The following is a 26,907-nucleotide window of genomic DNA, read 5'->3' on the forward strand; positions in this document are numbered from 1 at the left end:
GCAACGGCAAAGAGTGCAGTTCTGCCAGAAGTTCGGACATCGGCGGCGGTTACGCCGGGTGACCCGTGCCAGGATCAAGCCGTCCCGAATCAGTGATCTTGCTGGAGTGTCTGCTGAACCTGCCGACCGAACCTCAGCGCCGGCGACAACTTCACTTTGTCGGCGAGTTCAAGAATGAGGCGAATTCATCATGACATCAGTCGTTGATTCCCAGGCGCGATCGACCGACACCCTGCCGGAATCGGTAGGTCTGCCCGCCGGGGATCGTCGGCTTTTCCGGCAGTACGGATGGGGACCGGCTCGCGCGGTTCCCCGCGAAGCGGTGCACAAGGCGATCGAGCGGCAAGCCGCGGTCGATCCGGCGGGGATCGCGGTCGAACACGAGGGCCGGGTTCTCACCTACGGAGACCTCGATCGGCAGGCCGATCGGCTGGCGGCCCATCTCGTCGCGCGGGGCGTGCGGGTGGGGGACAACGTCGCCCTGGTCCTGAGGCGGGGTATCCCGATGGTCGTCGGCATCCTGGCGACCCTGAAGGCGGGGGCCGCCTACGTTCCCCAGGATGGTCGTGTCACCCGTCCGGTCGCCCTGAAGCACATCCTCGCCACGACGCGGGCGCGGCTGGTGCTCACGCAGTCCGACTTGCCGGTGACGCTCCCGAGTGGACAGACCAGCCTCGACATCGACTCGTTCATGGCCCAACGCGGGGACTTCACGCCCGTGAACGTCGATGTTCCGCCCGAGCGCGGTTGCTATGTCCTGTTCACCTCGGGAACGACAGGGATGCCCAACGGTGTCGTGGTCACCCATGCGAACGTGGTCAATCTGCTTCACTCGGAGCCCGGTGACCTGGGGATCCGGCCGGGCACGGTGGTGGGGCAGATCCTCAGCATCGCCTTCGACATGGCGGCATGGGAGATCCTGGGCTGTCTCACCCACGGTGGCACGCTGCTGATCCGCGGCGACGACATCGCGGAGACGGCTCGCCGGGTGGACGTCCTGGTCGCGACGCCGACCATTCTCGCTTCGCTGGATCCGGACCGGTGCGAACGGGTGCGGACCGTCGCCGTCGCCGGGGAGCCCTGCCCGCGGCCGCTGGCCGACAGCTGGGCGCGGACGAAGACGTTCTACAACGGCTGCGGGCCGACCGAGGTGACGATCGTCAACACGATGCAGGCGCACCGGCCCGACGCCGACCTGCTCACCATCGGCAAACCCTTGCCGAACAACACCGTCTACGTCCTCGACGAGGCCGGCCGGCCTTGCCCGATCGGGGAGATCGGCGAGATGTGGGCGGGCGGTGCCTGTGTCTCGGCGGGCTACCTGGCCAACCCCGACCTCAACGCCGCGCGCTACGCGCCGGACCCGTTCCTCGGTGGCGGCCGGATGATGTTCCGCACCCGGGATCTGGCGCGCTGGACGTCCGACGGGCAGCTGGAGCACTTCGGGCGCACCGACGACCAGGTGAAGATCCGTGGCTTCCGGGTGGAACTCGACTCGGTGTCCGCGGTACTGGAGCGGGTGCCCGGGTGCACGAGGGCGGTCACGCTCAAACTCGACAGCCGGACCCTGGTGGCGTTCGTGCAGCCCGCGACGGTCGATCCCGAGGCCGCCCGGCGCGCTGTCGCCGAGACGCTGCCCTACTACTGCACACCGGAAGTCGTCTACCCGGTGCCAGAGCTGCCCATGACGTCGCGAGGCAAGATCGACAAGCGGCTGCTCACGGACCTGGCACGGAACAAGGAGAACGCAGGATGACCGCGCTGGGCGAGCACACGGGGAAGGTCGTGCTCCCGGAACCGCTCCCGCCGCTGCGCCGGATGTTCAAACATCCGATGCTGATGCACCACAATCGGCTGGCCGTCTCGGTCCTGGTGATCAACCTGGTGGTACTGGGCTTCGCGCTACCCGGGGGGATCACCCCGGACTTCGCGGCCGACGCCTCGTTGGCCAACTTCGCGCTCGCCGTGCTCATCCGGCGTCAGCGCCTGATCAACCTGCTGTTCCGGCTCGCCACCGCCGCGCCGGTGACCTGGCCGCTGAAGGTGCGCTGGACGCTGGGCAAGGTCTATCACTTCGGCGGTCTCCACGTCGGGGGCTCCGTGGTCGGATCGCTGTGGTTCGCGGTCTTCGTCGTGCTGGCCACGGTGCAGGGCGCGCCGACGGCGGTGCTGGTGCTGGCCTACACCTTGACGGCCTTGCTCGCCGGGATCCTCGTCACGGCGATGCCGAAGATGCGCGTCAAATCCCACAACCGGTTCGAATTGACGCACCGTTTCGGCGGATGGCTGACCCTGGTTCTGCTGTGGGCGCTGGTCATGACCCGGATCGTCCACAGTGGAGAACCGCTGCTCACCGCACCGCAGTTCTGGGCGCTGATAGTGCTCACCGTGGCCATCGCGGCACCGTGGACCCGGTTGCGCCGGGTCCCGGTCTCCATCGAACGGCCTTCGTCGCATGTCGCGCTGACCCGGTTCACCCACGGCCGCAAACCCTTCGCCGGATCGTCCACCGCGATCAGCCGGTCACCCCTGCGGGAATGGCACTCCTTCGCCAACATTCCCGCGCCCGACGAGCACGGTTTCCGGCTGACCATCTCCCGCGCGGGAGACTGGACGGGCAAGTTCATCGACGACATGCCGTCGCATGTGTGGGTGAAGGGCATCACGACGGCGGGTGTCGCCAACATCGAGACCCTGTTCCGCAAGGTCGTCTACGTGGCGACAGGCAGCGGGATCGGGCCCTGCCTGCCGCACCTGCTCGCACAGGAGGTTCCCGCGCTGCTGGTCTGGGCGACCCGGAACCCGCGGGTGACCTACGGGGACGGACTGGTCGACGAGATCCTGGCCGTGCAGCCCCACGCCCGGATCTGGGACACCGGAGCGCACGGGAAACCGGACATGGTCGAGCTGGCTTACGCCGCGTACCGCGATTTCGGCGCCGAGGCGGTCATCTGCATTTCCAACAAGAAACTCACCTGGCAGGTCGTCCATGGTCTCGAACGCCGGGGGATCCCGGCCTACGGCGCCATTTGGGATTCCTGATCCGGCCAACCACAAAGGACACATCATGCGAGTGAGGTTCGAACGCGCCGGGCGAGTGGTCTGGGCACATCTGGACCGCCCCAAGGTTCTCAACGCGCTCGACACCGCGCTGATGGAGGAACTGGTCGGCACCCTGAAGCCCCTGGACGAGGATCCGGAGGTCGGCTGCTTCGTGATCACGGGATCGGAGCGCGCCTTCGCCGCGGGCGCCGACATCTCCGAGATGGCGGGCAAGACCGTTTCCGACATGGTGTCGGAGGACTACTTCGGGGGCTGGGAAGCCTTCGCCGCCCTGCGCACGCCCAAGGTCGCGGCCGTCTCCGGGTTCGCCCTCGGTGGCGGCTGTGAGCTGGCGATGATGTGCGATCTCGTGATCGCCGCCGACAGCGCGAAATTCGGCCAGCCCGAGATCACCCTCGGGGTCATCCCCGGTATCGGTGGCACCCAGCGGCTCACCCGGCTGGTGGGCAAGGCGAAGGCGATGGACCTGATCCTCACCGGACGGCTGATCGACGCGGTGGAGGCCGAACGCATCGGCTTGATCTCCCGGGCGGTCCCGGCGGACACGCTCCTCGCCGAGGTCACCGAAGCCGCCACCCGGATCGCGGGGTACGGCAAGATCGCCGCGATGGCGGCCCGTGACTGTGTCGACCGGGCGCTGGAGACGGGGCTCGCGGACGGTATCCGGTACGAGCGCCGCGTGTTCCACTCGCTGTTCGCCACCGCCGACCAAAAAGAAGGAATGCAGGCTTTTCTGGAGAAGCGGAAGCCGTCTTTCGAAGGGCGTTGACGCTCGACCGACCTGTGTATGGGTGGTTTCGGGATGGGGGCGGTCCGGCGGCCGGGGCATTTCACGGGGCTCATCTTGCTGTGTCGCGAAAGCCACTTTCGGGGCGTGTGGTGTCCTGAAAGTGGCTTTCGCGACGCGTGATGCTGCCGGGATCGTTGGGTTGGGGGTGGTGGTGTTGTGAAAGCCACGTTTGCAACCTTCAGCGTTGTGAACGTGGCTTTCGCAACGTGCGCTGGGTTGATCGAGGCTGTGGCGACCGCGGGGGCTCATTGTGTGGTGTCGCGAAAGCCACTTTCGGGGCGTGTGGTGTCCTGAAAGTGGCTTTCGCGACGCGTGATGCTGCCGGGGCCGTTGGGTCGGTGGTGGTGTTGCGAAAGCCACGTTCGCAACGTGAACCGCGCTGACCAAAGCCGCGGCGACCATGTCCAGCGGCAGACCACGTGACAGACCCGGTAGGTGACCAAATACGAGTCCGCCAGAAGCCGAATCGCCATTCACAACCTCCGCTTACGCGACTTCAGCAGGACCCTGATCCATGTTCGTGAGGGAATACCCCTTTCTTCGGAAACCTTCGAAATCGGGATGAGCACGTTTCGTTCAGCTCCGGTTAATCCGCGGCGGGGCACGGGGAAACGTTCCCGCGTCATGCTGGTGGCATGACCACGTCGTTGCTTTCCGCGAACGTGCCCGAGCTCGAGCGGTACGCCCGTCATCTCGAATCCGTGACCTCCGCCGACTTGACCGGAGTCGCCCGGGGCATTTCCGGCCTCGGCGGTGGTCAGGTCGGGGCGTTCGGGGTGTTCGCCGCCCAAGCGCTCGGTGTTCCCTGCCGGGTGGCCCTTTCCGGGCTCGGCGACCAGGTGACCGACCTCGCCACCCGCATCTCGGAGCTCGCCGGCGCGGTCCGCGAAGCCGCACACGACGTCGAACGCACCGACGAGGAGAACGCGGCCGAGTTCGCCCGTTTCGCGTGGCGCTGATGGGACAGCTGCAGATCGACCCGGCCACCTGGTCGGCCGGAGCCGGGATCGTCGACACCGGCAACTATCTCGCGACGACCATCAGGCAGGCGCACGACCGCGATCAGGCGGTGGTGGCGGCGGAACTCGGGATCGGCGTCGTCGCGCTGACCCTCGACACCGCCGCCATGGTGCTCGACCCACTGGGCAAGCTCATCGCGGCCGGCCTGGGCTGGCTCATCGAGCACGTCGCCTTCCTCCGGGCACCGCTGGACCTGCTCGCCGGGGACCCACCCGAGATCAAGGCCATGGCGGACCGGTTGCACCGGCACGCCGAAGACGTCCGTCTCGCCGCCGAGGACCTGGACAAGGCCACCCGGACCGCGACGGGCGACTGGGAAGGTGAGACGGCGGAGTCGTTCGCCGAGGTGCTGTCCGCCTTCCGCACCCGGCTGGGCTCGGTCAGCGAGTCGATCGAAACGGCCGGGTACGTGGTGGAGACGACCATGGCGGTGATCGCCGCGGTCCGCGCGCTGGTGCGGGACATCATCACCTCGGTCCTCGGCGACATCATCGCGACCGTGGTGGTGGCCCTCGCGCTCGCGCCGTTCACCTTCGGCGCGTCGCTGGTCGTGGGCACCACCCGCTGCGTCGTGCTCGCGGCGCTCGGGGTCGCCAGTACGCTCGCGAAGATCTCGCTGTTACGGGGTTTCTGCGGCCGTTCGGCGGACCGGCTCGACGAACTGGCCACTCCCGCGGTGAGCCCGCGCCCGCCGGCCCCCTCCAGTTCCGCGCTGGCGAACTTCGAAGCTCCCTGGCTGAAGAAGCACGAACAATGGCTCGCGGGGCCCGGACTCGCCGACCCGAGGCGCAAGGCACGATTCCTCGAACACTGGATGCGGCAGCACCATCCGGAGACGTTCCGGGTGCTGAAGTCGCTCAGTGACGCGAAGAGCAGCTCGAACTACGTCGGCTTGGCCGACAAGGCCGCGATCACCTTCGGACGTCAGATGACCGACATCCGCAGCCAGGCGGAAGCGGCCTGGCTGGAATCGGAGAAGCAGTGGAACGCCGCGCATCCGGACGCCGCGACCGCACCAGGGCGGTGATCACGGCTCCGGATCCGGTGCGCGCAAGCCGATCTCGCGCAGGCCATCGGCGTCGGTCCGGAACGAGACGAGCTCGGAAGCCGTCCTTTCCCTGGTCCACTCCGCCCGCGCGGCACCCCGATACTCCGGGGTGATCCGCCAGGTGACCTGGGCGCGAACCCGGTACAGCGGGCCGGTCGTCTTCCCGGTCTGTTCCGAGACGACTCCGCTGGAGCCGACGCCCGTGGTGTTCATCCAGCCCAGCACCGGCCCGACCGCCCGGACCTCCGGAAGGTCGACCAGCGAGGTACCGGGGATCAGCCCCTCCGCGATGCTCTTGCCCGCCGTCGCAGTCTTCGGGAAGAGACTCGCGTTGAGCGTGCCGAACAAGGTGCTCCACATCGGCCCGGTCGCGGTGTCCTGACGCACCGACCGATCCTGCACCTCGGTGACCGCGATCTCGGCGGCGTCCCTGACCGAAGGCCGAACCCATGCTTCGGCGAGTTCCGCGCGGATCACCAAGGCCGACAACGGATTCCGCTGAGTGAAGCCTGCCGCGTAGAACGGGTCCGCGTCCAGCCCTTCGATCCGGTGGCCCTCGCTCGTCAGTGCCTGGGGGAGCGCGGCGGCGAGAACCTCCGGAGAGGTCTCGTTCGCCACGACGTCGCGTGCCGCGGCCGCTTCCGACGGCACCCGGGGCAGCGGAGCGCCTGCCTCCTCCGCCACCCGCACACCTTCGACGATGTCCGTCACGACGGCGGCGACAGCGCCACCCAGGGGGTTGACGTAGGCCTTCGCGGGCAAGGACCGGATGACACCACCGGGAATCTCTTCGCCGATCTCCGCGACGAGGGTGCGGCTTCGCACCGAATCCGGCAGCAGAAGGTCCGGTGCCCGGTACAGCGTGGGAGTCCCGGTGAAGAAGTCGGTCAGGCCGCCGGTGAACGAACGGACGGCCCGGCCCAGACGCGCCGTCCGGCGCAGCTCGACGGTGAACTCGACGTCGTGCCGGTGGACGGCCGCGTCACCGGAAAGGGTCGCGGTCGCCGTCGTCTGGGTCTTGGCCGTTCCCGTCGTGGTGAGCGTTGTGTTCCCGGACAAGCCGCTCTGGCCTGAGGGATTGATGCCACGGATCAGCTTGTGCGGGAGGTACAGCGGCATGCGGAAGGCGAAGTTGGCGCTGTGGGACACGGTTTCGGCGTGGACCTGGTCCTGGGACTTCGCGTGGCGTGCGGTGAGCACGTCCGACCAGCCCTCCGTGGTCCGCTCGAAGAGACCGGGCAGCACCCGGGCCTTGAGGACGAGCTCGATGTCGATGGCGCCGAGGGGACCCGCGAAGGAGTCGTTCCAGTTCCGTCCACCGGCTACCAGCCGCGGCATCAGCTCCTCCAGCCGCCGGGGCGCCAGATCGGGCAGGACCTGGGCGAGCAGGGCGTCCACGGCTTGCCGGTCACCGGCCCCGAAGACCAGTTGCCCGACCCTCGCGCCTGCCCACGAAGCCAGGCCGAACCAGGACGGTGGCGCGGCGGCGGGGGTGACCAGCTCGGACAACCCCCGCTCGATCGACCAGATCAGCTGCCGGGTGGTCTCCGGCCGCACTGACATCGCGTCGCCCGTGTCGTAGGCGTGGGGCGGCCGGTCGTCCGGAGGAGACGCGGGGACGGGATCGTCGGTCTTCAACCCGATCTGGCCGATCTCCTCGGCCGGGACCCAGAGCTGGACGGTGTCGCGCCGGTGCGCCTCGGCGCGGACCGGGGCGCCCGTGGTTGTCGAGTCGTAGGGGCCGACTCCGAAGTGCCGATGCTCATGGGCGGAGAGGTGCACGGTGGCGTCGTAGGTGACCAGATAGGCGTCACCGGAGTAGGTCGTGCGCCGGGAGCGTTCGTGTTCGGCGCGATCGGTGACACCGTGGGAATCGCTCCCGAACCGGCCGTATCCCAGTTGCGGGAAGGAGTACAGGTTGCCTTGGGAGTTTCCCGCGATACCCGCCCGGCCGTTGCCGTAGGTGTAGCCGCCCCGGGTTCGCTGGACACCGTGCGAAAGGATGGTCCCGGTGCTCGCGGTGAAGGTCAGGGTGACTTTCCGAGGCGGCCCTTCGACGCGCGGATTGAACAGCTCGATCGCCAGGCCGGCTTCGCCCAGCCGTTCCCCGAAACCGACGAAGTCGCCCTCGCTCCGGCCATAGCGGTGCAGGGGCATCCGGTAGGTGCCGGTCACGACCTGGTCGAGGTCGGCGGCCAGCCGGTCCCTTCCGGCGAACATGTGGAGCTGGTGTTGCGCCAGGTGCTGGCCCTTGAGACCGTCGAACATCTTGTTCGCCAGATAGCCGGCGATCCCGGGTGGCAGGTCGAGGCCGTGGACGGCGAAGTGATCCGGCAGCGCGCCCGGTGTCCAGTCCCGCGGAGCGGTCGGTGTGGCGCTCTCGACCCTGGCGAAGGGGGTGTTTCCGTCGGCGCCGGGTGACTCGAACGACGTTCGCCCGCCCACCGTCGTTTCGGCCAGTCCGCCGGAGACGAGGAAGGTCGTCGACCGGGCACCTTCGCGGATCGTCACCTGATATCCGACGTGGCGGGAATGACCGGTGACGCCCGCGGCCGACCAGCCGTGTCCCTGTCCCGATTCCTTCGTGACGCCAAGTTGTTTCGACACGTTGCCGAACGACCGGTTGGCGCCCCCGGACAGCTCGTAGCTGCGCACCATGGCCGCCGAACCGGCGCCGATCACGAGACCGCCGCTTCCTCCGGCCGTGACGGCCCCTTCGACCGAGGCGGTCTGCTCGATCTTGCGTTTGCCGGAGACCTCACCGCTCAGACCGTCACGGGGTGCCTCCCGGACGTCGTCGCCGTGGCGGTGCCCGGACGGCGCCCCGACGGCACGGACGAGGACGTGGACGAGTTCGGAGGAGCGGTTGGTGAGGTGATGCGTCTCCCGCACCAGCAGGAACGACAGGCCGTCGCCGTTGAGGTCGGCCGAGCGCGACTTGAAGCCGTCGGGGGAGACCAGGCTGTCCAGCAGCGCGATGTTGTCGGCTGAAGAGCTGTGTCCGGTGCGGCCGTCCTCCGTGCGCAGCACGCCTTCGGGCAGCCGCCTGCCGAGTTCGGCGCGGACGTTCTCGGCGCCGGGGAATCGTGTCTCCGCCGCGCCGAGAACCTTGCGCGGGTCGAAGGTGGCGGTGGTGACGCCGTCGGTGGCGGCCGGTTCCGCCACCACCGCCCACGTGGTCCGGCCCTCCGGGACGAACTGCTGCCCGCGCACCTCGCGGCCGTCGTCGAACCGGACGCGGATGTCGTAGGTGACGTCGCTGATTCGCGCCCGCAGTTCCCCGGTGGAGGACCAGGTCGTCGACGCGGTGGTCTCCTCGGTGCGGGTCGTCTCACGGTTTTCGGCGGCGGACCGGAAGCCGCTGACGTCGAACCGGAAATCGAGCCGGTCGCCGAAGATCTCGCTGGGCCGGTCGTGGATGCTCCAGAGGAACCCGAACCCCAGCGAACCGTTGACGTCGAACGGACTTCGAGACGTGACCGTGGCGGAGGTCTCGGCGCGGTGACCGCGGCCCTGGGCGCTCACCGTGCCCTCCTTGGCGGTGTCGCCGTCCGATCGTGCCTTGGCGATGTGGTCATGGGCGTCGGACATGACGGCGGACAGTTCGACGACAGCGGTGAGCGCGCCGCCGGTCGCCTGAGGAAGGCGCAGGCTACGCGAGAGCGTGCCACCACTCAGAAGTCTTTCGCCCGCTTGGGACAGCGTCGCGCTGCCGCTGAGGGACCGGAGGTCGGTGCGCGGCGCCGAACCGGGCGTGTTCATCGCCGCGGCCCAGGCGGGATCGTGCCTCAGCAGGTCCCCGATCGCGGTGAACAGCCGGTGATCGCCGCTGAGGAAGGTGGCCCGCGGCCCGGCGGGCTCACCGGATCCGTCCGTGACCGGGCGCAGGTCATGCAGCGCTTCGGGCACGCTCAGCCCGACACCGCCCGGTTGGGTTCCCAGCGCGCTCTCGTCCGGCACGCCGGGCCGGGCGAGGGTGATGGTGTGCTTCAGGTCGAACGACTCGCCCGTCCACTTGTCCGGCGGGGTCACCGACGACGAGGTCTGCAGTTCGTCGGTGGCGGTGGTTCGCCAGCCGGGCGACGAGGTGACGCCCTTGACGCCGATCGAGGGATCGACGGTCCGCCACGTGAGCGGCGGGGTCGCGACCGGGGCCGAGACACGGTCGGCGAGCGCGCCCTGCCGTCGCGGGGCGGAAGCGGCGTCCTGGGTCGCGGTGCCGTAGGCGCCACCAGAGACCATGTTGGTCGCTCGTGCCGGATCCGGCGAGCCGACGGTGCCGCCGCCCGTGGTCGCCGCCGTGTTGTCGGCCGGACCCCCGCGGACGACCAGTTCGACGACGTCCGGCCCGTGCCCGTCCGTCACGACATAGCCCTCGTGCGCGAACAGCTTGAAGTTGTCCCGCAACGTCAGGTCGGTCAGCGCGTCCAGGATGCGTTCCGTCCGCGCGGAGGGAACGTCGGCGGCCGTGAGCAACTGTCGTACGTCCGCCCGGATCGCGGTTCCGTCCACCGATTCGGCGACCACGCCGTTGGTACGCGCGAGTGTGCGCACGTGTTCGGTCTTCGCGGACTGTGGCGGAGCGAGGGGCTGCAGTTCGACGTCGGGCGCCAGAAAGGATTCGAGGGCCGTACTGGACGAACTCGAACCGGCGTGATTCGAAGGCCCGGCCTCGTGCCGGCTGTTGGAAGGCCCCGCTTCGGTCTCGGGATACCACTCGGACCGGCTCGCCGGGGCCCCGCCCGGCATCCCCGTGGTCCGCCGGGTCCCGAGTTCGTCCGCGAGAATCGAGGAACTGGCGACCGCCGTCTTGGAATCGGTGTGGTGGATCTTTTCGGCGACGACGTCCTCGACGTCGTTGATCAGTTCCCGCAGCTGCCATACGGGAGCGGTCGCGACGCCGTCCAGGATGACCGGGATCCGGTGGTGCCGCGAAACGATGTGCGCGGCCTGCGCGTAGATCTCCTCCGCGTCGGTCTGGCGGAGCTTGCCCAGTTTCCGCCGGGCGCGTTCGGCCTCGGCCGCGACGCGATCGCCCCGGGTGTAGGCGGGCGGCGGTGGTTCTTCGCGGGGCGAGGGGATGAGCAGCTGATGGCCTGGCGGCAGAGTGTCGCTGTAGGCGGGCAAGTACTGCTTCGGCCCTTCGTTGTTCGCAGTTCGCCCGCCGGAACCGCCTGCCGCGCCGAGGAAACCTCCCCAGACACCGCCTTTGCCGCCGGTCGCCAGATTGGCGAAGACGTTGCCTGCCGGGGTGGCGATCACCTGGCCCGCCACGTCGCCCAGCTTGCCCGCGATCAAGGTGCGGGGAGCGAAGACCTCTCCGGTTTTCCGTTCGCTCCGGACGAGTGCGCGGACGCCTCGCGACGCACCGTAAGCGACCCCGGCCGCGGCACCTCCGCCCATGCCGCCGAGCGTCGAGTAGCCGACCGAAGACCAGTCGATCTCGTCCCGGTCGGAGAACAGCATCTGTCCTATTTGGACACCGAGGTCGAGGCCGCCCATGAACGCGCCGCCGGTGCCCGCGAGTATGGCGACGTTCTTGGCCAGATGCCCGGTCGCTACGGCGAGTTGCTTAACGGTGAGGCTCGTCATGCTCGAGATGAGCTTCTGCAGCACCGCCCGCAGCCCGACCTGTGCCGCCGCTTTCACTGCTGGGACGAGGAAGAAGAGCAGGGAAGAGAGCAAGGTGATGACGGTGGTCAGGGCCAGTGCCGCCATCGCGACGAAGATGATCTTCGTCTTCTGGACGTCGAGCGCCGCCGTCTTGGCCATGTCGGCGAGGTCTTCGCTTCGTTCGGCCAGTTCGGCCAGTGCCGCCGAGACGTCACTCCGCAGCCGCGTCGACCCGGCCCGTGCGACGTCGCCGTCCATGGCGTCGTCGACCAGCCTCGCGCCGGCCGCCACCGCGTCTTGGTATGCATTGAGGGCTTCAGCGAAGTCCTGCCACGCGCTTTGGATCGAGCGCAGGCCCGACTCGTCGGACTCGGGCCATTCCATGCCCAGGCCGATCCGGAAGAAGGACTGCAGCTCCGGCGGCAACCGGACGCCCCCGCTCACTGGGCACCTTCGACGCGCGTCACCTGTTCAGGTAAGCACAGCCTTACCTAATTGTATGGCTTTTGTGGGCAGGGTCATGATCACCGGGCCCGGGGCGGGGATTTCACGACTCGGAGTAGTACTTGGCTGCATCGAACGCGTCCTGCAAGGCGAGGAAAGCGTTGTCGCGCACTCGATCGTGTGCCAGCATGGGTGTCAGGAACGCCGCGAGATCACCCGGGTCGAGTTTGAGCAGATAAGGCGTGTCCCCGGTCCCGTCCTGCCGTTCCCGGTCGAGATAGGCCTGGTAGGCCAGGGCGGTGAGCAGCACGTTGTGCACGGGGAGCCGGCTGTCCAGCTGGTCCAAAGACAATCCCGCGGGCGGCAGGAGGTGGCGCAGCATCCGCGCCCGCCAAGGAATGAGCACGTGCCCCGGAAGATCCCGGGCCAGCTCGAACAGCCGGATCAGGTGGTCCGCGGCCTGTGCCAGCGATCCGTGGTCGACCGCTGTGTGGTCGAGGTCCACGACGTCGTCGTAGTCGGGTGGCGTCTCACGGTGAAAACGCAGGTCTGGCTCTTCGAAGCTGTACGGCGGCGGTGGCTCCTCGTGCGAATCCCGCAGGTATCCGGTTCCCGTCTCCGCGGTGAAAACGCCGAACCCGGTGCGACCCCACAGGTACCGGCTGGTCAGCCGGACGTTTTCCGCAGCCAGCCGCGCTTCCTCGAGGTAACTCCACGAGGCTTCGGGCTCGTTGCCGTTGGCGATGTACCGGCTCAGCGAAGCGAGCAGACCGTTGTGGAACTCTTGCCGGATCCGAGGTGAGACCCCGCCCTGTACTCCGGGAGCCGTCGCTCCCAGCATCGCCTCGGCCTGCCTGCGGGCCAAAAGCACGCGCTCGGCGGACGGCTGGTCCCGCTCCGCTTCCAGCCGCAGTTCCGCCTCGGCCTCGGCGAATTCGTCCGTGTATCTCGCCAGGGTTTCCTCGGCCCACTGGGTCAAGGCATCGTAAGCGTGCAGCCGCTCGAACCGCGCGCGGACGCTCTCGGCCGGCTTCCTGCCGTCGTGCCCGCGGGCCAGTTCCCCCGCGACGGCTTCGACCGCCGACTGCCAGAGCTCGCGCTGCCGGGCGCTGACCGGTCCATAGCCCGGCTCAGGCAGGGGACGTTCACCGAGCAGCCTTTCCGCCTGGTCAAGGAGAACCGGGTCCCGTAGAGCAGCGGCTTCGGGCAGCTGCCACGTGAACTCCTCGATGAGTTCCCGCAGACGCGGTGGGTCCGAACGCGGACCCAGTTCGGCGGCACCCGTGAGCACGGGGGCGGCCTGCTCGGCAGGCACCGCGTCGGGCGGGCGCACCTCGGGTGAGGGCGCCGACTCGGTCCGCAACTCGCTCAGCTCTTGGGAAGGCAACGTCGTGTAGTACGGCGCACCTCTGACCGCTCCCCGCGCTGCTTCGGCGTCCTGGCGAAGCCTGGCGACCTCAGGGGCCTCCCAAGCCTCCAGGGGCGAGGCGCCCCGCGCCATCGCCTCGGCGAGCATCACCACCAGACCTTGATGGAGCTGGTTACGCGCGACATCGTCGGCTCCGGGAACGGCGTGCGGCATGGACCGCGCCAGCCGCCTGGCCCGCGACAGGCCTGCCTCGACCTCAGGCTGCCCTGCCCGCGCCGACAGCCAGTCGCGGGTCTCGCGGATAAGGCCGCCCCACGCGGTGCTGGACTGGGGTCCTGAGGGCTCTGCGGCACTCGACGTCATCACGGGCTCATCGCCTCCCTCCACGTAGGGCGCGTCGGGGACTCGTTCGCGCAACGACGCGAGGGTCTGACGTAGACCGGCGACGTCCGAGTGCTGCCAGGCTTCCCGCAGTGACGCGCCACCGAGCAATGCGTCCGTCAAGAGGGTGACGAGCCCCTCGTGAAGGAACGCGTGGATCTCCTCGTCGGCCCCATCGACGTAAGGCAGTTCTCCCACCAGGTGCTCGGCACGGTCGCGAATCCGTGAGACGGCCTCGGGATCGGTCTCTCCCCGCTCCGTCATCCGATCGTGCGCGGCACCGATGCGTTCGGACCACTCGACCATCGCGGTGACTTCTGCCGAAGCCGGTTCGTCCTCGATAACCGACGGCACCGGTGACCCGGGAGGGGCGTCCGATTCCGCGTCGTCCTGCTCGAAAAGGGCGTCACCAGTGGCCGAGGACGCGTCGTCGTCCGAGAAGCCCTCGAAGGTGGGGTCCAACCGGATCCGTATGCCGCCCGGCCGAGGCAGCGTCACCGCGTCGCTGGGAGTGCTCGGTCCTGCTTCGGCGTCGTCCGGTTCGAATCCGCCGAGGCCGTCGACCAGCGGCTGCGGCGGACTGGGTACCGCCCCCGGTGCGACGGCTTCGAAGAACGCGCCGCCGGACTCGATGGTGCGCTCGCCGTTCCGGGCCACCGCCACGACTTCCGAAGCCCCCCATATGGTGGTCGGCACGGCCTCGCTTCCCCAGGCTTCACGGATGCCGTAGGCGACCGTTCGACCGGTGCCGATCAGGTTGGCGGAGCACTGGCCCAGAACGACGCCGGCGTTCGGATCGGGTTGGGCTCGACGGTAGATCTCACTGGCGAAGATGGCGCGCGCGGCCGGAGCGCCACTCAAGGAAACGACGTCGCCACGGCGGTAGGGATTCCCTGTCGCGAGCGCGAACTGTAGCCCGGCGGGCGAACCGTGACCGCTGGTGAACCAGGGATCGCGGCCGGCCCAAGGCGCTCGGTAGGGAAGAGGAACACGATCGACGCCACCGCGACCGTCCGGGCGGGAGACTTCCCTGATGTAGTACTGCTGCTGACCGCGTGACTCACCCAGAGCCGCGAGTGCTTCGGCGGCGCTGTCGAAGTCCTTGCTGGGAAAGAACTGACCGAAGGTTCCGAGGCGTTCGTTGGCACTCTCGAAATTCACGATGTCTTTCGGGCGAGGTGTCCTCGGCTCGGCTACCCGGAAGCCCGGCCCGGTCAGTCCGAGGCGGCCTCCGGACCGGAAGGTCAAGGTACCCCTCGGCGCATAGGCGGAGCGGGCGTACCCGCCTCGCGCCATTCCGGCGGCGAAAGAAGCCAGCCCCACCGTGCGGCCTCCCCAGCCGACCAGGAGGTAGGAAAGATCGGGGTCCGCTCCGAGTCCTTGGCGAAGTGCCGGATCGTCACGGAGAACGTCGGCCAGGGCGACCGGGCTGACCACACCCGCCTTGCCGTCGCGACGGGTCGCGAGATAGCCGCGAGGAGCGCGTGGTGCAACGATGAGTACCGGCGCTCCGTCCCACGGTGCGCGGTGACTGCCGCCGTCACGATGCACGTAGGTCGAGAGGGTTTTCGTTGTGCTGTTCGCGGTCCAGCGCTGGAGGCGTCGCAGAACGCTTTCATCACCAGGAGTACGGACGAGCCGTACGGCCAGGGTGCCATCCGGCCGGTGCAGATCAGTGGTCAGGAGATCGCCGGTACGTAACCGGGAAACCGCCGCGTAGTGGGCTTCGTCGCCGGGTTCGCCCTTGATCCCGTACACCGGCGGATACAGGCCGGCTTCGTGCAGGCTCCCTGCCATGTCGAAGCCCAGGCCGCCGATGTCGTTGCGGGAACCGGAATCCGTCGAGTGGACGACGACCGGTCGGCCCGGCCTCAATGCGAGCTGTGTCCTGAACTCGGCGTTCGAAGCCAACAACCGCCCTATGGCGCGTCCCCCGAGTGCGATGTCATGGCTGCCGCTGATCCGTGCGAGCGCGTGCCGTGGGTCGCCGTCGAGAAAGACGTGAATCGGTTCCCTGTCACCCCATGGGCCTCGAAGTGGCGGCGTGGCTTCGGTGAATATTTCCGCTCTGGATGCCGCGTTTCCGGAGTGGGAAGAGATCGCGAAAACGGAGTCTTTGGCGAGAAAGTGAAGGTCGGAGACCGAGGGCGATATTTCGGAGAACCTGCCTCCTTGGTCGATCCCGAGCACCCCGAAGTCGCGTTCGAAGGTGAGCTTGCCGCTGTGTTCGAACGCGTGCCAAGGGCCGGTCAGCTCGCTCAGCCGGGCGAGGAACCGCCGGTTGAGTGCCGGGTCCGCGCCGCCTGGACGCGTTTCGTGGGTGGCGATGATCAACGGTGGCCGGACCGCACCGCTGGCGGCCCTGCGGAACGAAGCGACCGAGAAGACCTTCTCCGCCATCGCTTCGGGCTCGATCCGTACCGCTGCCTCGCCGGTGGGATCGGTGGCGACGTAGTTGCCGTCTTCGCTCTCGAAGATCAGATGGAACGGCCGTGTCGTTTCACCGTCGGTGAAGTCTGCCCAATCCTGCACGGATTCCACCCGTGACGCAGTGCCGTCTTCCTGCGTCGAGTGAACCGCTACGACTCGTTCCGCATGATCGGTCGACGCGGCGGCGGCCGAGACCAGCACTTCTCCGCGGTCCACCGATCCGGCGAAACCGATGCCGTAGTCGCGTCCATGCGCGTCGGTGAGCTCATAGTGTCGCGAGTCCGGCGGATCGGCGATCACCTCGTCGCCGACTTCCGGACTCGTCTCTTCCACGAGGTGGGGGAACAGTTTCTCGTGTGCCCGCGCGTGCGACGAGTCCGCCCAGCGGGCGAACTGTTCCGGAGTCTGCCGGGCGAGGTTCCCGTATTTCGCGTCGCCCACCACGAAAACGGGACGTTCGTCTTCCATCGCCGCGCGCAGGTGAAGCCAGTGGTTCGGAGTCTTGAGGAACGTTCCACCTTGAGCGGTCACCTCTTCCCAGAACGCGGTCCGCGATTCCGGCGTGCCGAGCGCGTCGCCGAGGCGGACCGTCCGGGGGGCATGACCGACGGCCTCGTTCGCCCCGAACATCGTGCCGTCCGGCTCGAAGCCCAGGTGTGGCTGAAGCCGCGCGACATAGGAACTCTGGTCCACGCCGGTCAGGCGGCGTGAGCCGCGATCGACGACCAGGGGAGAGGTCAAGGCGAGACTTGTCAGCCAATCGCCGGGAACGACCTTGCGGGTGAGCACCGGCACCGACACCGCCCGGAGATCGGCCGCGGCCAGTTTCTGCATCGTGCGCCCCCAGCGGTCGGTCAAAGCGTTCCAGTCCCGCTTGGTCGCCGGGGCCGCCTGATCCGCGGATACCAAGGTCATGGCGGCCGTTTCGAGGGATGTGAACTCGGCACGGGCGTCGGCGATGCGTTTCCGGACCATCTCCTCCAGCGTCCGGCCGAACGGGCGGTCCCGCTTGCCGCGCACGGCCGGATCCACCCGTTGCAGGTCGTGGCCGGTCGCGTCCGCCACGGCGCGGCCGAGGTGCAGCAAGCCGGCGATGGTCGGCACCCGGCCGCGGACGGCCGCGTGGATCGCGGCCGGGGTACAGGTGTTGAGGAAATGCTGTTCCTCATGCCCCGTGCCGGCGAACAACGACTCCGTCAAGGCGGCCGGATTCCGCACCAGCCCCCGATACAACGGGTCGGCGATCACCGCGTCCCGGGATGAAGCGCTCATGTTCACCAAACCGAGCGAGGCGAGACGCACGGCCAGGTGGTCGCCGGGTGAGACGGTCAGTCCCGCCAGCAGTGAAGTCGGTGTACGGGTCGGGTCCTGGCCTCGTTCGATGAAGGTGTTCAGTTCGTCGAGCACCTGCGTGAGCCGGGCCGGGGTGATCGGTTGAATCACCCGCCGGTCCATGGCTACGCCGCGGGTCCGGCCCCCCGAACCGAGATCCTGCTGTCGCACCGGGACCAGGGAAGCGGCCAGCAAGGTGTCGTTGACCAAGGTGCGGACGCGATTCCGGAGTTCGGCGTCGCCGAGAGCGGCGGTCCTTTCGTTCAGGATGATCAGTTGTGAGCGGGTCGCCGGCGGCAGCGGCTGATGTTCGAGCCTGCCTCCGGCGGCGAGTTCGCTGAACTCCGCCAGCCGGCCGTCGAGCTCGGCCCTGGTCATCCGCAGGCCCGGCAGCCCCTGGGTGGCCGAGTCGTAAGCCTTGACCGTGAGATTTTCGGCGGTGGATCGGACGGCGGCCACAGACGTCTCGACCACGACATCGTGACGACCGTCCGAGACCCCGTTCGCGGTGCTGTCCCCGACCTCGGCGTGGATCTCGATGTCTTCCAGACGTATCGGAGACGAGGCGGCCAGTTCTTCGGCCAAGGCCGCGCGGAGCAGAGAGCGCACCTGCTCGGCCCGCCGCTGGGGTGCGATTCCCTCCCCGCCCGGGGGCAGGTCCTTCCCGCTGTACGCGGTCACCGTGATCGCCGGACCGGGCAATCCCCACTTCGCTCGAAGCGCCGCCGCTTGGGCGACCGCGTGCGCGGTCTCCCGGACGGCCGAGCGGTCGATGGAGGTCAGGGTCGCGGCCGTTTCGGCGAAGGACAAGGTGAGGGCCGGTACGCCGGCGGGACCCACGGCTCCCTCTCTGGGGAGGGGCACGGGGGAGGTGTCGCCGAGGTCCTTGGTGCGTTCACCGGTGCGTTCGATGACGTCGAATTCGGCGCTCAGCTGCGCGGCGAACGATTGCGGATCCGGCACGATCTCCGGCAGGACCAGCGCCTCCGGTAGCACGAGGCTTTGACGTGTGGGCCCTAGGTGGAGGGTGTTGTCGATGCCGGGGTCGGTGGTGGTGATCCCGCCGCCGGGGGCGATGTGGATGGGGGCGTGAAGGTAGGCGGGGGCGAGGGCGAGGTGGTTGAGAGTGGGGTTGTCGAGGGCGAGGCTGGTCAGGTGGCTGTGCTGGGTCGTGGTCAGGTCGCAGGCCCAGAGGTTGAGGGTGTGCTGGGTGGACCAGTTGACGGGGAGGTTGGTGATGGTGGTGATGAGGTTCGCGGGGGTGTGGGGTGGTTGGTGGGGGAGGTGGTAGGTGTCGGTGGTGGTGTTGTGGCGTACGAGGACGTTGACGGTGCCGGGTGTGGGCTGGGTGAAGGCGTTGGTGAGGTTTGTGGTGTAAGTGGGGTCGATGAAGGCGTAGCCACTGTTGTGGGGGAGGGGGATGGCGTGGGTGATGGTGTTGTCGTGGGTGCGGATGGGGATGGTGTGGATGCCGGGTAGGGGTTGGTCGGTGCGGACGGACAGGATGGTGGTGGCGATGTCGCGGAGTTTTTGCTGAGTGCCGGTGATGTGGTTGACGCGCATGTGGCGGACGAGTGTGGTGGTGGCGTCGGGTGGTGTGAGGTCGAAGAGGTCGAGGTTTTTGAGGACGAGTGCACCGGTGCGTTGGAGGATGGCGTCGCGGTCGTTGGGTAGGTTGGTGGAGAGGGTTTCTTGGCGGTCGCCGTTGGCGGTGGCTTCGTCGATGATGCGGGTGACGAGTGGGGTGAGTCCGTTGTCGGTGTTGGTGATGCCTTCGCGGGTGAGTTGGTGGACGAGTTGGTCGACGGTGGCGGTTTTGTCGGCCCAGGCGGCGGCGTAGGCGAGTTTGTCGATCCAGCCGAGGTCGTTCTCGTTGGCAACGTCCAGGCGACGACCGAAAATCCGGCCGTCCGGCTCCAGCCTCATGGCAGCACGACCAGTGGCCACGTCGGCGTCGGACCGCTCTGCCGCCAGCCTTTCCCGCACCGCGTCCTCGAATGGCTTGGTATTGCCACGGACGTTGTACTTCCGCAGCTGGGCCACCAGGTTGCCGGCGCTGAGGCCGAGCCCGTCGGCGATCACGGCGTCGATCAGTGGGATGGCCTTCGGGTCACCGAATTTCAGGATCGGATATCGCCGCTGCTCCAGAACGGCGATATCGATGGCCTTTGTAGCGTCCAACCGGAGATCTTGAACTCCGGAAAAGCCCAGATGCTCGGCGCGGCGGGCGATTTCCGTCACGGTATCTTGAGGGTGGTCGACCGCAAGGCGCCATAGCACAGCGCTGAAGTCATTCGGCTCGACGAAGTCGTATTTCGTTTTTTCCCGCCCGCGGCCCCGGTATCGGGGGTGCCATAATGACCCGGCTTCGTATGCCTCGGTCACCGCTGCGGAGATGACGGAATTAGTGCCCTTTTTGGCGAGGACGTTCTTGCGGTAGAGGTGCATGACCAGGATATTGTTGCCGAGAGAGCCGTTCTCGTCGACGACTTGCCGAGCCAGTGCTTTGATGATCGGCGCGTCGACCGGATCGTCAACGTCGAGCTTGGCCCTGGGCATCTCGGCGTCATCGAAGACAAGCGGGGCGCCTTCGGAGGGAAGAAGAACGTCGACGGGATCAAGGTGGATGATATTCGATGCTTCGGTTTCGGATTCTTGGAGTAATGTGCGCGCGAATTCTTCGAGTTCTTCTTGGGTGCCGGTGATGTGCCGTGTACGCATATGCCGGACCAGGAGTGCGGCCCGGTCTGGCGTCGCGGTGGTGCGGATGGTCGGCGTCGCGGTCAAAATTGCCTGTACGCGGGCACGGGCGGCGTCTCGGGTGTCGCCGTTCGCCGACAGGGGGAGCAGCCGGTCGCCGTTGCGCTGCGCTTCTTCGACCGAGTCGGTGACGACGCGGCGAAGCTTCTCTTCTGATCCGGAGATTCCCTCGGACCGCAGGAGGTTGGTTATCTCGTCGGGGGTGGCGGACTTGGTTTGCCATGCTGCGGCGTAGGCCAATTTGTCGATGAGAGCGTGGTCGGCCCGGTTGTCGGCGCTGAGGTTCTTGCCCAGAAACAATTCAGGTCGCCGCGGCGGGGCAGTCGAGCCAGACTCTTTGGCTGCCGAAAGCAGTTCGGTATCATTCTCCAGGACGTTTCTCCGCTGGGTCACGAGAGCCTTGAACTCCGTGCTCGCTCCGGACACGTTCGAGCGTCGTAAAGCGGCGACGACCGTGCCGGAATCCCTGTCGTCGCTGTTCGCCAGCAATCGATCGATCAACGAAACGATCCGATCGCGATCAGCGGGTTTTGAAAGTGTCAATTTATGCTGCCGGCGACCGTCCTGTTCGGCGATCCTCATTGCCTCTTGGACGCCCTGCTCGAGTTTATGGTGACCGATTGTGAAGCCGGCCACGGCCGCGCTATGTGCGATCGCAACGGTGGAAGAGTCTTGGTTTTCGATCACTTGCCGGTAAAGCCATACGGTCAGATCGTTCGGGTTCTCCAGGTCGAACGTGTCACTATTGCGCCTACCGCGATAAAGAGGCCACCAAAGTGCCTCGGCGTCCTCGAGTTTTGAACGTGCCGCCTTGAGGAGTCTCCTGACCTCGGTGTCGGGCAGTCCTGACGGAAAGGCGTTGCGAAGCGTGGAATTGAGTAGATACCTTATTGCCAGGTCGCCGTACCGGAGTACGATCATCTCGGCTGTGACCGCGGCCTCGGCCGAGGCCGCCGCCCCGGTTTCGCGTGCACTCGCATCGATCCTGTTCATGTCGATGGGATTCAGCGAGAAGGCGCGGGAGGGATGTGTGCGGGACGTCTGAAGGCTGGAGAGGGCTACGCTTTCGAGGTCCTTCTGTGTGCCGGAGATGTGGCGCATCCGCATGTGTTTGACCAGGACTTTACGCTGTTCCGGAACGGCAAGCGTCCGGATCTGAGGCGTGGCATCGAGAATGGCGTCGGTGCGGGAGCGGATGGCGTCGTGGCGGTCGAGATCGTTGAGCGACAGTGGGATGAGGCGGTCGCCGTTCAGATCCGCGCTGTCGATCGCTTCGCCGACGAGCTCCAGGAGGGTGGCAGGTGAACCGGTGATACCCTCATCCAGCAGAATCTCGGTGATTTCTTCGGCGTTGGCGGTCTTTCTTTCCCACACTGTGGCGTAGACGATCTTGTCGATGAAGGCGCTGTCCTCGTCACGGTCGATATCCAGTTCTTTCCCCAGAAAAGCGCCGGTCGGCCGCAGTACGGGCAGTCCACGCTCTTGAGCGGCCGCGAGAACTTCGGAATCCTCCCGAAGTTCTCGTTCGCGTAGTCTCACGAGGGAGGTGAGCGCGCTCGCGTTCCCATGCACGTTCAACCGCTTCAGGTCCTTGACAATCTCCGAGGGCGCGCGATCTACGCTGTTGGCGAGGAACTGGTCGATCAACGTGGTGATCTGATCGCGGTTCTTCGAAAGAGACAATTCCGGATATCGGCGTCCGTCGCCCTCGGCGAGCTTGATCACCGCCCTGATGTCGACCAAGAGTCGGCTGTGCGGCGCGGGAAACCCGGACTCGTGTGCGCTGCGGGCGATCTCAGTGGCGGTAGAGTGCCCTTCGGAAGTCACCTTGCGATACAACCAGGCGGCGTAATCGTTGATCTCGCCCTTGTTGAAGTGCTCCTGGTTTTGTGTGCCTCGGTAGAGTGCGCCCCACAGATAACCGGAATCCAGGAGGGTTTTTCGCTCGTTCTGGAATTGCTCGCGCAAGCGGGCGTGAAAGACTCGCTCGGGGAAGACGTCCGAGCGCACATAGGTGAGAAGATGCCGGATATCGAGGTCGCCGTGCTCTTGGAGGACGTCTTTGACCTCTTTCGCGATCTTGTCCGCGGTTTGCGGGTCGTCAGGGTCGGCCACGGTGATGAGGGTTTCGTCGAGCTTGCGTTTGCGGCCGAGGAACAGGGTGTTGACGACGAAGGGGTTCCGGGTGGTGATGCGGCCGTCTGGGGTGACGTAGATCGGGGTGTCGAGGTGTGCGGGAAGGATGGCGAGGTGGTTGAGGGCGGGGTATCGGCGAATGTGGCCGGCGAGTTGGTCGTGTTGGGTCGAGGTGAGGTTGCAGGCCCAGATCTTGAGGGTGGTCGAGGTGCTCCAGCTGACGGGGAGCGTGGCGATGGTGTTGGCGAGATCCACTGACTGGTGCGGGATTCGGTCGTCGATGCGGTCGGGCAGGTAGTAGGTGTCCTCGGTCGTGTCATGGTGGGCGAGAAAGTTGACTACGCCGGGTTCAGGCACGGGAAACGCCGCGTTGATGTTGGGGGCGTAGATGCTGGAGACGAAAGCCACGCCGCCGTTGCGGGGAAGGGGGACGGCTTCGACGATCTGATCGGCGTAAGTGCGGATGGGGACGGTGAGGGCGCCGGGGAGGGGTTGGTCGGTGCGGACGGACAGGATGGTGGTGGCGATGTCGCGGAGTTTTTCCTGGGTGCCGGTGATGTGGTTGACGCGCATGTGGCGGACGAGTGCGGTGGTGGCGTCGGGTGGTGCGAGGTCGAACAGATCGGGGTTTGTCAGGACGAGTGCGCCGGTGCGGTGGACGAGGGCGTCGTGGTCGTCGGGGAGGTCGGCGGAGAGGGTTTCGTGGCGGTCGCCGTTGGCGGTGGCTTCCTCGACGATGCGGGCGACGAGTGGCCTGAGTCCGTCGTCGGTGTTGGTGATGCCGTCTTGTTCCAGCCGGTGGACGAGCTGGTCGGTGGTGTCTGCTTTGTGGGCCCATGCGGTGGCGTAGGCGAGTTTGTCGATCCACGGCAGGTCGGCTTCAATCGCTATGTCCAGGCGTCGGCCCAGGATCCGGCCATCCGGGCGCAACGTCGACAACTCGCGTCCGACGGCGACGTCCGCATCGGAGAAACCGGCTTCTCTGATGGCTTTCACTTCAGCAACGAACATTTCATCGCTGCCATGGACGTTGTAATCCCGTAGGTGACTGATCAGAGCGTCAGTGGTCAGCCCAGGATGATCCGTCGACAAGGCGGCGATCAACGCTCGCAGACGGGGTTTCTCCGCGGGATCGGAGACGGCCGTGATCGGATGCCGTCGCTGATCGTCGACCATGGTGGCTATGGTGCTGTGCGCGGTGGTCACCAGTGCCTCGTTCCCCAGGAAGCCCGCGTACTCGGCGCGCTGCGCTAGTTGTGCCGGACTTTCCTGCGGATGGTCGGTCGCCAAACGCCACAGCAAGGTGGTCAGGTCGGCCGATTGCTGCGCGGCCCGCTGCCGCTCTCGGCCACGATAATTCGGATACCAGGAAGAGCCCGCAGCCGTGATATCGGTCTTCACGGCATCGATCAAGGCGAAGATCCCGGCTTTGCGCTCGACGTTCTCCTTGGCCAACAGGAGAGCCAGCGTATCATTGCTGATGATGCCGTGAGTGTCGATGGCCCTTCCGGCCAATTCCCTGATCAGGGATATGTGAAGTGGATTTTCGTGGTCCAACTTTTGCCGGTTGAACGGGTCGGGGCCAGTGAGATCGATCGTGGCCAAGGACAGTTCGGGAAGCGCGAAGGCGGCAGGCTCCGGCGCGTTGTCGGCGTAGGCCTCCAGTTCTTCCTGCGGGCCGGTGATGTGGCGCATCCGCATATGCTTCACCAGGGTTTTGACCCGGTCTGACATGTCGGGGTCGAAGAATATGGGTGTGGCTTGATATATGGATTCCAGGCGTGCCTGGATGGCGTCATGGTGGTCAGGGTCGGTGATCGACAGCGGCTGGAGCCGGTCGCCGTTGCGCGTGGCTTCATCGATCGCGGAGGCGACGAGACGCTGGAGTGTTTCCGCCGACCCGGCAATGCCTTCTCGCTGGAGCTGGGTGACCAGTTCATCGACGTTGGCTGTCTTGCGCTCCCAGATCAGGGCGTAGGCGGCGCGGTCGATGATCTCATGGTCGGCATGGTTGTCCGCGTTGAGTGATCGCCCCATGAAGAGCCCGCTCGGCCGCAGGTCGGGCAGTCCTCTGGCCTGTGCTGCCGCCAACAGGGCGGGATCATTCTTCAATTCGCGTTCACGCTCGGCGACCAGATCGGAGATCTGCTTTTTCACCCCGTGTACGTTCAAGCTGCCGAGTTCCGCAACGTACCGCTTGCGATCGTTGTAGCCCCGATTGGCGACCACTCGATCAACGAGTCGTTCGATCCTCGCGCGGTGCTCCGGGTTCGCCAAGGAGAGGTAAGGACGTCGGTGTCCGTCGCCCTCGGCGACCACGGCCGCGTTCTTGATGGCGTCGCGAATCTGCGTATCGCTCGCCGAGAACCCGGCTTCGGCCGCGCGGCGTAGCGTTACGGTGGTGAGCTCGTGAGGGTAGGTGATCGCCATCCGGTACAGCCAGGCGCTCAGATCTTCAAGAGACTCCGGCGTGCCCTTGTCCTTGTTATGTCGCCCGCGATAAATCGGGCGCCAAAGACTACCCGATTCTTTGGCGATTTCCAGCTCTCTGGCGAAGCTCTGTCTCAATTTCGACTCGAACCGGCCTGCCGGGAAAATATCGTCAGGGGCGAGAGCAAGCAAGTTCCTGGACGGAAGGGCTCCATGTTCTTGAATGATTCTTCTGGCCGTTTCGGCGAGTCTTTCAGCCGTCTCCGGCGCGTCGGGATCGGCGGCGACGGTGCTTCCGTCGCGACGGTGTTTGGGTGCGAGGTGAAGGGTGCCGGGCAGGTGGGGATCGGTGGTGGTGACGGTGCCGTCGGGAGGGATGTAGAGAGGAGTTCCGCTGTGAGGAAAGGAGAGTTCGACACCGAGAGTGGTACGGGCGATGGGTGCGAGGTGATGGTAGGCGGTCGTGGTGAGGTCGCATGCCAGGAGGTCGAGCCGGGTATAGGTGCCCCAGCGCGCGACGGCTGGAGGGAGTTGGCGCAGGGTCTGGACGAGCTGGTCGGGCCGGTGGGGGATGCCCTGTACGTGTACGCCGGGTAGCTCGAAGACGCCGTCTCTGTGTTGGGTGACGAGCCGGAAGAGTCCGGGCGTGGCTTCGGGGAAGGCGCTGGCGACGTTGGCGGCGTAGGCAGCGGGGACGAAGGCGACTCCGCCGTTGTCGGGTAGCGGGATCGCTCGGACCGGTCCGAGCGGGGAGGCGATGGTGACGCTGTGGGCTGGTTCGGACGGGATGGGTTCCGTAATCGTCGTCGCGGTGGCCTGGGCCGCGTGCGGCGGGTGGGAGGTGGAGCGCGCGACGTCGAGCACAGCCCCGGATGCCGGTATCGGCTCCGTGAGAAAAGAGCGTGTGCCCTGGGACAGCGCCGGTTCGGTGGCGCGGTTGTGGCCGCCGGGCTGTGAGTCGCTGGTCGTGTCGGGTCGTGCGGCGGTGATCGGCTGTGGTGCTGGGTTGGCTGCGGTGTTCGAGGTGAGGGTGGCGCGGTCGGCCGATGCGCGTGAGGTCTCCGGGCCCGTGCTTCTGATCTGCCCCGGGGTGTCCGGACGTGCTTCCGCCGCGCGGGTGTCGGCGATGGCGGCGGCCGGGTGAGAGTGCTGGACGAGCTGGGGAGTGGCTGTGACGGCTGGGCTTTCGCCGGACGTTCCGTGTACCGCTTTGGTGCTTGTCTCCGGTGCGGTCACCGCGGGTGAAACCGTCGGCGATGCCGATGTGCCGGAGCCCGGTGCCGCCGAGTGTCCCGTTGCGACTGTCGCGGGTGTCGCCCGCACGCCGTTCTGCGTGGGGGCGGCGGAGACGGGGCTAGTGCTCGCCTGAGTGGTGGCGCCGTTCGCGGTCGTCACGGCGCCACCAACTGCGAGGAGAGGGGTCGCCGTGGAGGTGGTGTAGAGGGTGCCGAGTGCTTGAGGGCTGGTGGTGTAGGCGGGCGTCTTCTCCGGGCGAAGGTCCACCCCGCCGGCGACGGCTGTGTACGGCGGCGGCAGTTCGGCTTTCTCCGGGGCCTGAGTGGCTTTGGTGCCGTGGGAGTCGCTGTCCGTGGTGGGCTTCCCCGTGACGGCGGGTTTTTCCGCCGCGCCCGGTTTTTCCGTGGCGCTGGGTTTTTCCGTGGTGGGGATGGTGAGGTCGGGGATTTCGGGTGGGTGGATGGCGTCGAGGGCGGCGCCAGTGGCAGGGGCCGTGCGTCCGCCTCCGTATTTGGAAAGTGCTCCCAGCGCGCCGAGGGCGGGGTTGCCGACGGGGGCGCCGAGGGCGAGGTTGACCAGGGGCGCGGTGGCCACGGTGGTCACGAACTGGCCGGTGGCGTAGGCGGCGTCGCCGAGGGCGGCGAGGGGTTTGTTGATGGTGGTGATGATGTCTTGGGCGGTGACTCCGGCGGTTTGTTTGACGAGTGTGTCTAGGTGGGCGGGGTCGATGGTGAGGCGGTCGCGGAGGTCGAAGGCGGTTTTGCGGATGCTTCCGGCGGCGGAGTGGAAGATTCCGGCGAAGGCGCCGCCGAGTGCGCCTCCGACGAGGGAGGAGGTGAGGGATTTGGTGTCCCA

General features: G+C 67.1%; 7 protein-coding genes. 5 read left to right on the forward strand and 2 right to left on the reverse strand.

Annotated features, from left to right (window positions below; all coding sequences use genetic code 11):
* Window positions 1-190 precede the first annotated feature (190 nt).
* From DMC61_RS40080 to DMC61_RS40100, 5 genes are all read left to right on the forward strand, one after another.
* Entirely contained in the window at window positions 191-1,756 is a 1,566-nt protein-coding gene (locus DMC61_RS40080) for an amino acid adenylation domain-containing protein (protein WP_199750222.1), read from the forward strand.
* Window positions 1,753-3,042, forward strand: coding sequence for a hypothetical protein (locus DMC61_RS40085; protein ID WP_125695642.1), 1,290 nt, complete (start codon window positions 1,753-1,755; stop codon window positions 3,040-3,042). Before DMC61_RS40080 ends, DMC61_RS40085 begins: the two co-directional genes overlap by 4 nt.
* A gap of 25 nt (window positions 3,043-3,067) precedes the next feature.
* Window positions 3,068-3,832 carry an enoyl-CoA hydratase-related protein gene (locus tag DMC61_RS40090; protein ID WP_125695643.1) on the forward strand — a complete coding sequence of 255 codons (765 nt, stop codon included), beginning with the start codon at window positions 3,068-3,070 and terminating at the stop codon, window positions 3,830-3,832.
* A 656-nt stretch (window positions 3,833-4,488) separates the two neighbouring features.
* Entirely contained in the window at window positions 4,489-4,812 is a 324-nt protein-coding gene (locus DMC61_RS40095) for a hypothetical protein (RefSeq protein ID WP_125695644.1), read from the forward strand.
* The gene (locus DMC61_RS40100) at window positions 4,812-5,900 is read left to right on the forward strand and encodes a WXG100 family type VII secretion target (protein ID WP_125695645.1); all 1,089 of its coding nucleotides are present in this window, start codon (window positions 4,812-4,814) and stop codon (window positions 5,898-5,900) included. Before DMC61_RS40095 ends, DMC61_RS40100 begins: the two co-directional genes overlap by 1 nt.
* On the opposite strand, the gene DMC61_RS40105 is transcribed toward DMC61_RS40100, so the two are convergent.
* On the reverse strand, window positions 5,901-11,978 hold the full coding sequence (locus DMC61_RS40105; RefSeq protein WP_125695646.1) for a hypothetical protein: 6,078 nt from the start codon (window positions 11,976-11,978) through the stop codon (window positions 5,901-5,903). It lies immediately after the preceding gene.
* A gap of 103 nt (window positions 11,979-12,081) precedes the next feature.
* Window positions 12,082-26,655 (reverse strand): hypothetical protein, encoded by a 14,574-nt coding sequence (locus DMC61_RS41280; RefSeq protein WP_233595105.1) that lies wholly within the window; start codon window positions 26,653-26,655, stop codon window positions 12,082-12,084.
* Window positions 26,656-26,907 lie beyond the last annotated feature (252 nt).

This window comes from Amycolatopsis sp. WAC 04169 (assembly GCF_003947535.1).
In the GTDB taxonomy this organism is placed as follows: Bacteria; Actinomycetota; Actinomycetes; order Mycobacteriales; family Pseudonocardiaceae; genus Amycolatopsis; species Amycolatopsis keratiniphila.